At 51.0% G+C, this 14,967-nt stretch carries 12 protein-coding genes, 1 riboswitch and 1 other annotated feature; all 12 genes read right to left on the bottom strand.

The annotated features are described in order from the left end of the window. Positions 1–7: 7 nt before the first annotated feature. A complete protein-coding gene (locus tag DW826_RS09565) occupies positions 8–520 on the bottom strand; it encodes a cell division protein SepF (protein WP_015554529.1) in 513 nt (170 codons plus the stop codon). 17 nt (positions 521–537) lie between these two features. Next, the gene (locus DW826_RS09560; protein ID WP_117552603.1) at positions 538–1,221 is read right to left on the bottom strand and encodes a YggS family pyridoxal phosphate-dependent enzyme; all 684 of its coding nucleotides are present in this window, start codon (positions 1,219–1,221) and stop codon (positions 538–540) included. Between the two features lie 12 nt (positions 1,222–1,233). Beyond that, entirely contained in the window at positions 1,234–2,658 is a 1,425-nt protein-coding gene (locus DW826_RS09555) for an HlyD family efflux transporter periplasmic adaptor subunit (RefSeq protein WP_117552602.1), read from the bottom strand. Between the two features lie 160 nt (positions 2,659–2,818). Further along, the gene (thrS, locus tag DW826_RS09550; protein WP_181968039.1) at positions 2,819–4,759 is read right to left on the bottom strand and encodes a threonine--tRNA ligase; all 1,941 of its coding nucleotides are present in this window, start codon (positions 4,757–4,759) and stop codon (positions 2,819–2,821) included. A gap of 282 nt (positions 4,760–5,041) precedes the next feature. Beyond that, positions 5,042–5,241, bottom strand: a binding site (T-box leader). A gap of 4 nt (positions 5,242–5,245) precedes the next feature. Further along, positions 5,246–6,385 carry an ABC transporter ATP-binding protein gene (locus tag DW826_RS09545; protein WP_117484539.1) on the bottom strand — a complete coding sequence of 380 codons (1,140 nt, stop codon included), beginning with the start codon at positions 6,383–6,385 and terminating at the stop codon, positions 5,246–5,248. Positions 6,386–6,410: 25 nt separating this feature from the next. Continuing rightward, positions 6,411–7,421: an iron ABC transporter permease gene (locus tag DW826_RS09540; protein WP_117552601.1), complete on the bottom strand. Its 1,011-nt coding sequence runs from the start codon at positions 7,419–7,421 to the stop codon at positions 6,411–6,413. A gap of 103 nt (positions 7,422–7,524) precedes the next feature. After that, positions 7,525–8,823, bottom strand: a complete 1,299-nt coding sequence (locus tag DW826_RS09535; RefSeq protein ID WP_242994074.1) for an ABC transporter substrate-binding protein — start codon at positions 8,821–8,823, stop codon at positions 7,525–7,527. Between the two features lie 6 nt (positions 8,824–8,829). After that, positions 8,830–9,771: a hypothetical protein gene (locus DW826_RS09530; protein ID WP_117552600.1), complete on the bottom strand. Its 942-nt coding sequence runs from the start codon at positions 9,769–9,771 to the stop codon at positions 8,830–8,832. A 136-nt stretch (positions 9,772–9,907) separates the two neighbouring features. After that, positions 9,908–10,933 carry a sirohydrochlorin cobaltochelatase gene (locus DW826_RS09525; RefSeq protein ID WP_117552599.1) on the bottom strand — a complete coding sequence of 342 codons (1,026 nt, stop codon included), beginning with the start codon at positions 10,931–10,933 and terminating at the stop codon, positions 9,908–9,910. A 54-nt stretch (positions 10,934–10,987) separates the two neighbouring features. Next, positions 10,988–11,185: riboswitch (cobalamin riboswitch) on the bottom strand. Between the two features lie 166 nt (positions 11,186–11,351). Then, positions 11,352–12,602: a chloride channel protein gene (locus tag DW826_RS09520; RefSeq protein ID WP_117514906.1), complete on the bottom strand. Its 1,251-nt coding sequence runs from the start codon at positions 12,600–12,602 to the stop codon at positions 11,352–11,354. A gap of 88 nt (positions 12,603–12,690) precedes the next feature. Continuing rightward, positions 12,691–13,917, bottom strand: a complete 1,227-nt coding sequence (gene ilvA / locus DW826_RS09515; RefSeq protein WP_117470315.1) for a threonine ammonia-lyase — start codon at positions 13,915–13,917, stop codon at positions 12,691–12,693. A 106-nt stretch (positions 13,918–14,023) separates the two neighbouring features. Continuing rightward, entirely contained in the window at positions 14,024–14,959 is a 936-nt protein-coding gene (ftsY, locus tag DW826_RS09510) for a signal recognition particle-docking protein FtsY (RefSeq protein WP_021905056.1), read from the bottom strand. Positions 14,960–14,967: the final 8 nt, after the last annotated feature.

Raw genomic sequence — 14,967 nt, 5'->3', positions numbered from 1 at the left:
TCCTTAATTAAAGATGGATGTTGAGTCCGGATACGTCTAAGTTTCCTCCGGTAAGAAGATCCTGGAAGTCACCGGACAGCTCAACGGACTGCGGGGTTGCGATAAAAATGTAGTTGGAAATTTTCTGGAGATTTCCGTTCATGGAATATGTGGATCCGGATGTGAAATCGATGATCCGCTGTGCGGTCTCGGTGTGGATTCCCTCCATATTAAGGACTACTGCCTTTCCGGCAAGCAGGTAATCGCAGATCTCCTTTGCGTCATCTAAGGAGGTCGGTTTAATTAAGGAAACTTCCATTCCGCTTCCGCGGCGCATCGGAACAACCTTATTGCTGTTGGTGGTGCGGGGTAAAAATCTTGGCTTCTCCTCCTCATAATCATCGAAATCATCAGCTGTCTGCTTCTTGAAAAGGTTCTTTCTCGCCGGCTTTTCATCCTCATAATCGTCATCTAAGAAGTAATCGTCATCTTCATCGTCGTTCAGACGCATCGTATCCATAATCTTGCCTAAAAAGCTCATATCTAGTTCTCTCCAATCTATCTGGAACCAAAGATTCCGGTTCCTACTCTAATCATGGTTGCACCCTCCTCAACGGCTACCTCGAAGTCACCGGTCATACCCATGGACAGCACACTCATAGTACCATTATCAATGTTTTTATTTTTGATGTCAACATATAATTGATATAATTCTTTAAAATATTTTCGATTTTCTTCTGCATTTTCGACATTTGGTGCAATGGTCATCATTCCCTTTACGCAGACATGGGGAAATGCCTGGATCTCCTTTAAATTCGGAATTACGTCCTCTAAGAACATGCCGAATTTGCTCTCCTCTCTCGCCACATTGACCTCAAGGAGCACATTGGCGATCATATCGCGCTTTGCGGCTTCCTTCTCGATCTTCTCTGCCAGGTGGACGCTGTCACAGGAGTGGATCAGGACCACTTTGTCGATGACTTGTCCGACCTTGTTTGTTTGGAGATGGCCGATCATGTGGAACTTTGCGTCCTCCGGGATCTGCGGGCGCTTCTCCGTGATCTCCTGTACCTTATTCTCGCCGTAGTCGCGCTCTCCCGCCTCATAGGCCTCCATCAACATGGAGACCGGCTTCGTCTTGCTGACGGAGATCAGGGTGACCTCCTTCGGATCTCTTCCCGCGCGAAGGCAGGCTGCGTTTATGCGTTCCCTTACGTTCTTTATATTCTCTGCAACTGACATGATAAAAACCTCCTACTGATAGATGATCATTCCGTTTCCGGTCACGGCGTTGGCATCCAGGACGATGTGGTCGTAGACGGACAGACCATAATCGGTGCCCTTTTTGATGGTGTAATACTCATCATTCGAAGAAAGGATCTCAATCCTTCTGAATACCGCGTATCCACGGTTGATATTGTAGACGCCCTGTACCGTCTGGGTCATTCCGATCTGGTAACGCTCTTCGGAATCGTCCTTTGTAAGGAAATCCCCGGCTTTCAGTTCACTGTTCTCCCCGGCATCTACGTAATAGTATTCATCATCCGCGTAGTAGATCGTGCACGAAGTGATGACACCCACCGTCTTTCCATCCGCGTAGGTCTCCTTGCGGAAGCCGCTTTGGGAGACGGAGGAGGAATCGGAAGCATCCTTCTTTGCGCTCACGTAATAATCCTTCGGGATCACATAGAAAGTCACATCGGTGACGGAGCTTCTCGGGATCTTGAGTCCCCGGACCTCATCGGTCACGATCTCAAAATCCACATACCGGTCGGAAACAAACTGTTCCATATATTTAGAAAAATCGAGTTTTCCGTATGTCTTTCCATCTCCGCCTGTCACTGTGGAGAACGCGCCGGAGGTCTCAAGATCCCTGCCGTTAAACTTCACGGCGAGGGAAGTCTTTCCATTATAAGTGGTAAGTTCCTGCTCCGACATCGGGAACACGATGGACCAGTCCTCGGAGGTGATGATCTTGTAGGCCGGTGCCCCGGTCTCCACGAGCTGTCCTGAGCGCACGCTGGATTTCTTGTAGGAACTCTTGTCAAACATATCCGCTGTCACCTGGTTCGGTGTCAGTGTCTCCATGGAATCCACCGAGTAGGACACAATGCCGGACTGATCCGCCCGCACCTGGGTGAAATTTCCGCCCAGTTCAGAGACTGCGCTGTCGAGATTTTTTAAGGTATCAACGCTCACATACTCCAGGACTTCCGCATCCAGGGTGTTTTTCGTATCATAGACCTCCCGGAAATCTTCGTTCGTGAATGTCTGGCTAAAGCTGGACAGCTGCTTTTTTAAGGAAGCGAGGTTTTCCTTTGAGAGGGCTACAGACCCGTCCGTTTTTTCCGCGAGCAGGGCGGAAAGAGTTCCCGTCTCATCAATGGAATAGACTCTCGTACCGACAGCTGCCCTTTTCCCCTCTCTCAGATAAAAGTTGATATTTCCGGCACGGTCCGTGTATTTCGGCTCCTCTGTCCGGAAAATGATTCCGGTGTGCCTCGTATCGTTTACGATACTTCCCTCCACAACTTCATAAAACTCCACCTTGTCCCTGCGAAGGTAGGTATAGAGATAAAACGCCATATATAAGAAAATGAGGGCAAAAATGATCATGCCCACATTGATATTCAGGGGTCGGCGATAACGAACGACTTTCTTGTTCTTTTTCTTCGCCAATTGATAAACCTCCCAACGGTCATATTCCGTAATATGATACCATCATTCGGAAAAAAGTGCAAGCAGACAGACAAAAAAACAGAAAAAAAGCCGGTCCCCGGAAAATTCCGAAGACCGGCGAAAATCTGAAATTTCAGCACCTGGTTAAACGAGCAGAGGATTATTTCTCCTCTTCCTTTTTAACCTCGACCGGACGGTTTACACGGCCAGCGATCTCAGCCTTGATGTTTGCGATAAATACGTTGAGATCTTCAGCGCCCTCATCGCCTTTGAAGCGGCTTCTTACGGATACAGTTCCATCTGCCTGCTCCTTCTGGCCGACAACTAACATGTACGGGATCTTCTGCCCCTGTGCCTCACGGATCTTGTAGCCGATCTTCTCAGAACGGAGGTCGATCTCAGCACGGATGTCAGCCGCGTCAAGAGCTGCTTTGACAGATTTTGCGTACTCCTCGTACTTCTCGGAGATCGGGAGAACCTTAACCTGAACCGGTGCAAGCCATGTCGGGAATGCGCCAGCGAAATGCTCAATCAGGATACCGATGAAACGCTCGATGGAACCGAAGCATACGCGGTGGATCATGATCGGTCTGTGCTTCTCACCGTCAGCGCCGATGTACTCAAGCTCGAAACGCTGCGGAAGCTGGAAGTCAAGCTGGATCGTACCGCATTGCCATGTTCTGCCGATCGCGTCTACCAGATGGAAGTCGATCTTCGGACCGTAGAATGCGCCGTCTCCTTCGTTGATCACATAGTCAAGTCCAAGGTCGTCTAATGCGCCCTGTAAGGAGTTTGTTGCAAGCTCCCAGTCCTCGTCGCTTCCCATGGAGTCTTCCGGTCTTGTGGAAAGCTCTACATGATATTTGAATCCGAACAGGGAATATACCTGGTTGATCAGACCTGCTACGTTCTTGATCTCATCACGGATCTGCTCCGGAGTCATGAAGATATGGGCATCATCCTGTGTGAAACAGCGTACACGCATGAGTCCGTGAAGCTGACCGGATTTCTCATGGCGGTGAACGATACCGAGCTCACCCATACGGAGCGGAAGGTCACGGTAGGAACGCGGCTCGGAAGCGTAAACAAGAACGCCGCCCGGGCAGTTCATCGGTTTGATGGCGTAATCTTCGCCGTCGATGACGGTTGTATACATGTTGTTTTTATAGTGATCCCAGTGACCGGATGTCTCCCAGAGGCTTCTGTTTAAGATGATCGGTGTGGAGATTTCTACATAACCTGCTTTTTTGTGGATCTCGCGCCAGTAGTCAAGCAGTGTGTTCTTTAAGATCATTCCCTTTGGAAGGAAGAACGGGAATCCTGGGCCTGCATCGCTCATCATGAAGAGACCGAGCTCTTTGCCGAGCTTTCTGTGGTCACGCTTCTTCGCCTCTTCCATCATGGTAACGTAAGCGTCTAAGTCCTCTTTTTTCGCAAAGGCTGTTGCGTAGATACGGGTCAGCATCTTGTTCTTCTCGCTTCCGCGCCAGTAAGCGCCTGCGATGTTCATGAGCTTGAATGCCTTGCCGACTTCCTTTGTGTTCATGAGGTGCGGACCTGCACAGAGGTCGGTGAACTCACCCTGCTTGTAGAAGCTGATGATGGAATCTTCCGGAAGATCCTCAATGAGCTCTACCTTGTACGGCTCGTTCTTCTCTTTCATAAGGGCGATCGCCTCTGCTCTCGGAAGCTCAAAACGCTCTAACGGGAGAGCTTCCTTGATGATCTTCTTCATCTCAGCCTCGATCTTTGCGAGGTCGTCGGATGTTACCGGCTCATCACGGTCGATATCGTAGTAGAAACCGTCAGCGATGGACGGACCGATGGCAAGCTTTGTCTCCGGCCAGATTCGCTTGATCGCCTGAGCCATCACATGGCTTGCTGTGTGGCGGAGTGCTGCAAGTCCTTCCGGATCCTTTGCTGTGAAGATATTTAAAGTGCAGTCCTTGTCAACGATAGTGCGCAGATCCTTTACTTCTCCGTCGATCTCTGCGACACAGGCCATTCTTGCAAGACCTTCGCTGATGTCTTTTGCGATGTCGATGACAGCCATCGGCTGTGCATACTCTTTAAAAGAGCCGTCTTTTAATGTTACTTTCATGTTCATTCTCCTTTTTCTCTTGGAAAAATTTCGTGCAGCCGAGATATTTTACAGCTGCTTTTTCTCAGTGAAAATCTCACGCGAGCCGTGGCTTGTAATACCGCGTTTTCAGTTTCCTGTGTGAACACAGTCTCTGTTTTGTCACTCGCGCAAACAAGTGAAAACACGCTTCGCGAGTTTCCCCTTGTTATCGCGGCAGTTGCCAAGGTCTCGCACAAGCGCGGACTTTGGCTCGTTGTTCGCGTAAATAAAAAAGTCCCTTGATTATGCGTTTTCACATAATCAAGGGACGAGATTACCCGTGGTTCCACCCTGCTTGTATAGAATTTCTATACCACTTCATTTGATGATAACGGAATCACCGTTCCCGATTAGGGGACACTCCAGGGTGGTCTTCAGCTCGTTCCGTGCAGGATAACTCTCACCAAATGTATCCCTCTCTGAGCAGTTTCCGAACGTACTCTTCCTGTCAACGTGTTGTTTTTTTCACTTGTCATTTAGTATATCACCGGAATCAGATTTGTCAAGATGAATTTGCCGTAATTTTCCGAGTTCCGTTCCGATCCGGAGAAGTTCCCGGTTTTTTTTATTCATAGTTCCGAAGACGTTTAACGGGCAGAAAACGGCCTCACAGGACTCTAGCACTTTCTTCGCCCTAAGAAACGCCTGCTCTCCCACCGGTTCGAAGGCCGCTTCCCGGATCACTTCTGCTGCCAGCACTCTCGCTGTCTGGTACTCCATATCGTTTTCATGGATCACGCCCGCAGCAAAGGGAATCCCCGCCCGGTTTAAGGCATGGTACACAGGAATCCCGCTCCCCATGCCGCCGATGACAAAGACCCTCGGCGCTCCGTCTGTTCTCGGGAGTTCCGGAAATCCAAGGGACGTCAGATAGCTCCCGTGTTCGATTCCGTAGAGCTTTGCGATATAGTCTCCCTCAAACACCTCCCGGGGCGTCCCTGTTCTCCCGATGGTCCCGTTTTCCGCGCAGAGCACATAGTCAGAGATCCTCTCCGCAAGATCCAGCTCGTGAAGCGACATGAGGACTGCCACATTGCGCTCATGGACCAGTTTCTTTAAGATATCGAGAAGCTCCAGTTTGTGCCGGATATCGAGAAAGGATGTGGGCTCGTCGAGAACGAGAAGCTCCGGTTCCTGGCAGATCGCCCGGGCTAAGAGGATCCGCTGTTTCTGCCCATCGCTGGTGTTCTGGAACAGGACATCCGCAAGGCTTTCGCACCGGACCATTTCGAGGGCATCCATGACCTTTTTCTTGTCTTCTTTGGACAGGATCCCGAACCGCCCGGTATACGGATATCTTCCTGCTGCCGCCACGTCAAAACACGTCATAAGCTCCGGATCCGGCCGACCCGTCATGACCACCGCGGTCTTTTTCGCAAAATCAGGATCCGAGTAATCCTCCAGGGCTGTGCCGTCAAGAAATACACTTCCGCCTAATGGGGAAAGTTCCCGGATGATACTCTTTAAGATCGTGGATTTTCCAGCCCCGTTCGGTCCAATCAGCGTGACGATGGATCCGCGGCGGATGTTCATGGAGATGTCGGACAGGATCGGTTTTCCGCGGTATCCGACGGTTAAATTGTCTGCTGTCAGGTAGTTCTGCATGGGCTCTCCTTTCAGACTATTCCTATCAACGTTTCACTCTTTTTATCATCATGGCAATCACCACCGGCGCTCCGAACACCGCCGTCACAGAACTGATGGAAAGTTCTGTCGGTGAAAACAACGTTCTCGCCAGCAGATCGCTGAACAGGCAGAATACTGCACCGCCAAGGAAACATCCCGGGATCACAACGATGGGCTTCGCGGTCTTAAACAGCTGTTTGATCATATGGGGCACCGCGATCCCCACGAAGGAGACGGGGCCCGCAAAGGCTGTCACTGTAGCGGAAAGAACGCTGGATAACAGGATCAGCTCGATCCGGAACCGTTTGATATTGACACCCATGTTTCTCGCGTAGACCTCCCCCAGCTGATAGGCACCCATGGCTTTTGAGAGCAGCATGGAACAAACGAGAGCTGTAGCAGTCACAAGGAGACAGATCTTTACCCCATCAATGGAGATGCCGGAAAAACTTCCCATGGACCAGTTGTGGAGGTTCACGATATTGGAGTCATCGGCGAAGGTTACGATAAAATCCGTTGCCGCCGAACAGATATATCCGATCATGATCCCGCTTACCACTAACATGGACATCTGAGGAAGCTTTTTTGAGACCGCCAGCACGAAGCCCATGGAGGCCATGGCACCGAGAAAAGCCGCACCGATCATGACCCAGGAATTCATGATGAGTCCCTGTCCGAGAAACAGGATCATGAAGATCGAAACGACGAGCTTCGCTCCGGAAGAGATTCCAAGGACGAAGGGGCCGGCGATGGGATTCGAGAAAAATGTCTGCAGCAGGAAGCCCGACACCGATAACGCCCCGCCGAGGATCAACGCCGCCAGCATTCTGGGGAGGCGGATATCAAAGATAATATGACGGGTCATATCAGTCCTATCTTTTCCACCCAGGGCCGCAAGAATATCTGCTGCCGATACGCGCACGCTGCCGACGGCCAGGCTCAGAAAGCTTAAGGCTGCAAGCAGGACAAATAACAGCAGGTAGGCCCGGACGATCCGCTTAGACTGGGTTGACATAAGCGTTCTTCCCCTTTCATTTATAATTTTTCGTGTTCTCATCAGCAGGTGTGAATTCAACGCAGTGACGATCCCGTGCTGTTGATCAGCTGTCACCTGCGTGTCACTTCAGTTGATGAAGATATGTAAAGCTATATTCGGTATCGTCGGCAAACACCGCGTTCATATCCCGGATCATATCCCCCAGGCCCATGGTCTCCTGGAACATGTTCTTCCCGGTACACCAGACATTGCCCTCTTTCACTGCCTTGAAATCCGCAAAAAGCTGATTCTTTGCGCAAAGCTCATCGATCGCGGTGAGTTCCCCGTCAATGGTACTGTTGTAGATCAGCACATCCGCATCCTTCGCGGCGGCATAGAAGGACTCAAAATCCATGTTCATCGTTGAAAGTGCGTTCTCATCAGAACCGGCATTCCCGGGAATGTAAGTTCCGCCTGCCAGGGCGATCATTTTTGCGATATAGTCCCCATTCTTCCTGACATTGACGCTGCCGGAATTCGTCACATAGAAAAAAGCGGCCGTTTTTCCGGATGGTTCCATGTCGAGGACATCGGACAGAGCGTCCATATTTTCGCGAAATACCTGTTCCGCCTCAGCCTCTTTTCCCGTCAGGACACCGTAGAGCCGGATCCACTCCATTCTTCCCAGGGGATGGCCCTCATAGCTGGACCGCTCCACGAGAACCGGGATCCCAAGGCGTTCCAACTGTTCTTTTACCTCGGGAGTATGGTAGATCATGGTGGACTCCACGGCGAGACCGCAGTCACTGCTTAAGATCTTCTCGTAGTCCGGAGCGCTGTACTTTCCTGCATAGGCAATTTTTCCCTCTTCCATTGCCGTTCTTGCTTCCGGCAGATACCATCCGGTGTCCTTTGTGCCGGAGAGCGCAATCAAATCCATTGCGTCCAGGTGAATGAAATCATCCATAGCGGATGTCGCCACAAGATAGATATTTTTTACCGGTTTCTGGAGGATTTTGATGGAATCCGGCAGTCCGACCGGCGCGGACATCCCTTCCGGCAGAAGAAGGAACTGGTCTGTATCCCCGATGGTGATGAGCGAGATGTCATTCTCATAATAATCCACGGAAAACTGATCCGCATAGAGAAGATCCATGGAACTTACCGGGGACATATTGTTCCAGCTGCGGGAAGCTGTAGCAGCTGTCTCCGTTTTTGGGGCTGCCTCAGTGCTGCTGCCGGCTTCGTTTTGCCGGCTGTCTGCCGCAGCGGTCTGTTCCCCAGAGCCACCGGCAGAGCTTCCCACTGCGTCTTTCCCGGTGCACCCAGCACATAGCATGACTACACTCAAAAGAATCACGGTGAGGCATCTGACATACCGCCTGTACCTCTTATCTGTCTCCCGCCTTCTGCGGAATAAATGAATTCTGTTCTTGTCCATACCGTGTTATTGTTTCTGCTCTTCCAGCGTGCTGGAATCAAAGGTCAGCGTGTATTCGATCTCATGCGGAGTGCTCATGGCCGTCGTGTCGGCGTAAACAGTCAACGGGCTGTCAAAACCAGTCACCGTGATCACAAAGGTGGAATTTCCTTCCGTATTGACCGGAAGAAACTTCTCCTCGTCCACCCGCATATAGTCGTAGTTGGAGCTGCTCCATATGATCGTCGCTTCTGCCTTTCCGTCCTTTACCTCGACCACCGCCGGGGACTCCACAGACGCACGGCCGGACCCGCCGGTCAGAGCGGCTTCTACCGTATAGGTTCCATCTGCGAGACCGAGATCTTCCACAGTCTTTAAGGATGTATTGAGAAACGCATCTGCCGGAATTCCCGATGCCTCAAAGACGAGTTCTCTGTCATACCATTTCTCTTTCTTCTTGCTGAACGCGGTGCACGGAAGCACCTCATTTAATGTCTCCACCGGGACCGTAAAGCTGTGGGTCCCATCAGAATCCTCTTCAAAGGAGATCAGGTCGGATTCCGGAACCTTCGATGCCTCCTCGCCGGTTCCCATGTAGACATAGAGATATCCGGTTCCGCCCATGGTCATTCTCGCGGTCATCGCGCCTTCCTTGACGGTCAGGGCACAGGATATGATCTTAAACATGGAGGAACTGGACTCTACGGAAATATCGTAAGTTCCATCTTTCAGGTCCGCTGCGGATACCGGAACGAGGCCCACGGTGTCAATCGTCTGTTCCGCAGCGGTCTCATTGCCGGAGGCAACGGCGGCTTTTGATTCAACGGCAGCAGTCGTCTCCACCGTAGTTTCAGCCTTGGTTTCTGCAGCAGAGGCAGACGGTGTCTCAGCCGTGCCGGACTGTCCGCATGCTGTGGACAGGGCGCAGACCGCCACGAGCGCAAATGTAAACTGTTTCAATTTATGCATAAAATTTTTCTCTCCCTTCAAATTATCAGTGCAGTGCCTGCTATCAGCATTCTGGCTGCTTCAGATAAGTCAGCATCACTACATTCCTGTATCAGAAAAAGGCGGTCGAATCATCGACCGCCCATAGTGAGCTATCTTATTTTGCGAGACTGTCAATGGCAGCCTGGGCATGCTGCACAAAGAGCTGCTGGATCGGCTCGAGTTCACCGAGTCCTCTTACAAGGCAGGTAACCTCATAACCTGCAGCCTTAAACTGGCTCTTCCAGGAATCGTCATCGTCACCGGCCATATCGTTGTTCGCATGGTCACCAGCTACGATCATAAGCGGCTCTAAAACGACCTTCTTGTAGGAGCCCTCTTTTACCTGTGCAATAACATCCTCACAGGACGGAGTTGCCTCAACAGTACCTACATAATAGTTGTAAAAGCCCTCTTCCTTTAACATATCCTGCATTTTCTGGTAAACAGCGTTGGAATCGGCCTCTGTGCCATGACCCATGAAGCAGATCGCTGTCTCGCCGTCATCATACTCCTTTGTTGCGTCTGTGATTGCGGAGATCACAGTCTTGAAGTCATCGTCGGAAGTTAAAAGCGGCTCGCCGACAGCAACATGCTCGAAGGCATCGGAGTTTTCTGCTAACTCATTTACAAGATCTGTGTACTCAAGACCATTCATAAGGTGGGTCGGCTGTACAACAAGATTCTTGACACCGTTGTCGATGGCACGGTTTAAAGCCTCTGCCACGTTATCGATCGCAATATTGTCTCTTTTCTTTACATGGTCAATGATGATCTGGCTAGTGAAGCCTCTTCTGACGGAATAGTCCGGGAATGCGTTCTCGATGGCGTTCTCGATGGCGCCGACTGTCAGTCTGCGGCTGTCATTATAGCTTGTACCAAAGCTTACTACGAGAAGCTCATTCTCGCCGATCTCATCCTGATTTCTTGTGTTATCCATGGAAGCATCTCCTGTATCGTAATTCTCTTCGTCCTCTTCTTCAGCCTCTGTCGCTTCTGCTGTAGTTTCCTCCGCGGTTGTCTCTGCGACTGTAGTAGTCTCTGCAGCAGTTGTTGCTGCTGTCTGGCTTCCGGAGCATCCGGAAAGGATTGCCATGGATACGGCTGCCGCTGTCATAACGGCATAAAGGTTTGCTTTTCTCATTTACTCTTCTCCTCGCTTGAAAAATGAATTTTCAGGTCCCAGCCTGGTTCTTTTTTCTCCCAGCAGACATCCGGCAGGTTTCCTGGCTCATCCATCATCGCGCATGAGACGCCTTCCCGGCAGAAACTGCCAGTGACTGTCCGTTTGTGACGGACAATGCTCATGTACTCCGGATCTACAGTGACGGGCTCGCACAGGCTTTTGACCTGTTTCCCTTTTAACTCTCATGACGCCTGGGCATATGGATAAAACAACAGCCCGGTGGTTCATGACAGCACCGCATGTATATGGACCTGTAACGATTATCATAACATCCCCGCAATAAAAAAGCAATCGGATATCACGGAAAAACCTTGAAACCCAAGGAGTATTTCCGTAATACCTGACTGCTGATGTGCTAAAGCACGGTCTGATACCTTTAGTGCGCCTTCCGGTTAATAAACTCCGCCTTCGTCTTGGAGTATGTAAACTTCTGTCCGCTGTAGAGACCATAATATCCCGACAGCGTAAAGCTGATGGCGACCGCCACCGCAAAGTACGGCATTGCCTCAAAGCCAAATAGCTCGAATCCCAGGAACATGGTCGCGATCGGGCAGTTTGTGACACCGACAAAGGTAGCGAGCATTCCTGCTGCCGCACAGAGGGACGGTTCGAAGCCTGTGAGCAGTCCGAAGGTGCATCCGAAGGAAGATCCCACCGCCAGTGTTGGAACAATCTCTCCGCCTTTAAATCCGCCGCCCAGGGCGACTGCCGTGAAGATCATTTTCAACAAAAATCCAAGATATGCTGATTCCCCGTCAACCGCTTTCTCTACAAGGTTGAATCCGGCTCCGCAGTAATCCCGTCCGAAGATAAGTGCCAGCGCGATGGAAAGTCCTGCCGCAACAAGGATCCGCACATAGACATTCCCGATCTTATTCTTATAGAGATGCTGGGTCTCATGGAGCAGGATGCAGAAGCAGACACTTAAAAGAGCGCAGGTAAGACCAAGACCAACGGTGTAGAGCGCCGGGACAAGAGAAAACTCCGGAATATGAAGGATCAGGAAGGATTCGCCGTGAAGACCGAGAGCTCCTGAAATCTGCGCCCCGATAAAGGAAGCAAATACGCAGGGAACGAGAGCCGCGTAGTAGGCGACACCAATGCTGATGACCTCAATTCCGAACATGGCTGCCGCAAGCGGCGTCCCGAAAATCGCACCAAAGCAGCCGCTCATGCCGCTCATGATCATGACTTTCTTATCTCTCTCATCCATATGGAACACATCGCCGAAATAATTTCCGATGCATCCGCCGATCTGTAAGGCCGCTCCCTCTTTTCCGGCGGAAGCACCTACAGCCTGGCTTAAGATCGTCGAGATAAAGATACAGGGCAGCGTTGCCATCGGGATCCGCTCGTCCGAGGAGATGGACTCTAAGATCAGGTTCGTTCCCCTGTTTCCGAGCTCATGGAACATCTGGTGAAGCAGGACGATCAGGACGCCGGCCACAGGCATCAGGTACAGCATAAAGCTGTGGGTCTTAAACAGCCGCTGGGCATAGATGACCCCGTATCCAAACGCCGTTCCGATAAGGCCACAGACGGTTCCCATCACGATGGAGATCGCGGTCCAACGGATAAAATACAGGATATTCTTATTAAGCGCTGTCTTAGTTTCGCTTCTGTACATACATTTTCCCCTTTATTAAGTAACAAATTGCCAGATATCCAGGCATATCTTGCCCGGATCTGCCTGGACATCTGGCAATAAATGAATATTACATATAGATTCCGTTCGTCTTAGTGATCACCGGGCAGTAGCCTGCTGCCTCTAAAGCCTTGATGATCTGATCCTTATGCTCGGTTCCGAAGGACTCGAGAGTGATCGTGAGCTCTACGCCTGCGGTACGGTTTACGTTGGCAAATACGTTGTGCTCCAGCTTGATCACGTTGCCCTGCTCCTTTGCAATCAGTGAGGAAACAGCTGCCAGCTGACCCGGCTTATCCGGAAGCATAACGCTTACGGTGAAGATACGGTCTCTCTGCATCAGTCCATTCTGGACAACGGTAGCCATGGTGAGAACGTCCATGTTTCCACCGCTCAATACGGATACGACTTTCTTACCCTTAAAGTCAAGATGCTTTAAGGCCGCTACAGTTAAAAGTCCGGAGTTCTCGACGATCATCTTGTGATTCTCTGCCATATCGAGGAAGGATAAGGTCAGTTCAGAGTCGTCCACGGTGATCACATGATCCACGTTTGCCTGAAGGTACGGGAACAGCTTGTCACCAGGTGTCTGTACCGCGGTACCGTCGGCGATGGTATTGATCTTTGATACCGTTGTCACCTCTCCTGCCTCTAAGGATGCCTTTAAGCAGGCAGCTCCTGCCGGTTCAACGGCGATGACCTTGATCTTCGGGTTTAAGAGCTTTGCCAGGGTGGAAACGCCTGTGCAGAGTCCGCCGCCGCCAACCGGAACGAGGATATAGTCTACGGTCGGGAGCTCCTTGATGATCTCCATGGCGATGCTGCCCTGACCGGTAGCCACCTCTAAGTCATTGAACGGGTGAACAAAGGTATATCCGTGCTCATCAGCGAGCTCATAAGCGTGGGCGCATGCCTCATCGAAGACATTTCCGTAAAGGACAACTTCAGCACCGTAGGATTTCGTGCGGTTTACCTTGATGAGCGGTGTGGATACCGGCATAACGACTGTCGCCTTAACGCCTGCAAGCTTTGCGGCGTAAGCGACGCCCTGTGCATGGTTTCCGGCAGATGCTGTGATCAGACCGCGGGAGCGCTCTTCCGGTGTGAGCTGGCTGATCTTATAGTAAGCGCCGCGTACCTTGTAAGCACCGGTACGCTGCATGTTCTCCGGTTTAAAATAGATCTTGTTTCCGTAACGCTCAGAGAAATATTCGCTGTAGATCAGCTTTGTCTCCTGTGTCACTTTCTTTACGATCTCGGAAGCTTCTTCAAATTTTTCGAGGCTGAGTTCCTGCATTTCCATTTGTATTCTCCTTATTGTTACAGCTTACGCTGTCATTTACTGTATAATGCCGTGGACAGCCGCGTCTGACGCAGGCATCTGACAGGGCATATTTTTCGGGTTATTCCGGCTGCTTCGCGAACAGGGCCTTCACAAAGTCCTCGGAATTGAATTTCTGTAAGTCATCGATCTTCTCTCCGACTCCCACATATTTTACCGGGATGCCGAGCTCGGACTGGATCGCAACGGCGATGCCGCCCTTTGCGGTTCCGTCAAGCTTTGTGAGGATGATGCCGGTGATATCAGCTGCTTCCATAAACTGGCGGGCCTGTACCAGGGCGTTCTGTCCTGTGGTTCCGTCGAGGACTACGAGAGTCTCACGGTAAGCTTCCGGGTATTCTTTATCGATGATGCGGTTGATCTTCTTAAGCTCCTCCATGAGGTTTTTCTTATTGTGAAGTCTTCCCGCCGTATCGCAGATCAGCACATCCGCATTTCTGGATTTTGCTGCGGAGATGGCGTCGTAGATCACGGCAGCAGGATCGGATCCCTCTTTCTGGGCGATCAGCTCCACGCCCGCGCGGTTCGCCCACTCGGCAAGCTGGTCGATGGCTGCAGCCCGGAAGGTATCAGCTGCGGCGAGGACGACTTTCTTTCCCTCTGCCTTTAACTGGTCCGCAAGCTTTCCGATGGATGTGGTCTTTCCGACACCGTTGACACCGATGACAAGAACAACGGATTTTCGGTGTTCGAATTCATATGCGTTCTCACCGAGGTCCATCTTGCTGCGGATGCTGGCGATCAGGGCTTCCCGGCACTGCTCCGGGTCCTTGATATGCTGTTCTTTTACGTTCTTCTTGAGGTCCTCGATGACCGCCATGGTGGTCTGGATCCCCATATCGCCCATAATCAGGGTCTCCTCAAGCTCCTCATAGAAATCGTCATCGATCGCGGAGAAGCCGGAAAATATGGAATCCATTCCGGACACAATGTTTTCTCTGGTCTTTGTGAGACCTTCGACGAGGCGCGAGAAAAAGCCTTTTTTCTTCTCTTCCATACGAATCC

Origin of the sequence: Clostridium sp. AM34-11AC (assembly GCF_003435375.1) — a bacterium.
Classification (GTDB): Bacteria; Bacillota; Clostridia; order Lachnospirales; family Lachnospiraceae; genus Pilosibacter; species Pilosibacter fragilis.
Note: the sequence above shows the minus strand (reverse complement) of the source record. Positions and strands in the feature narration are given on the sequence as shown.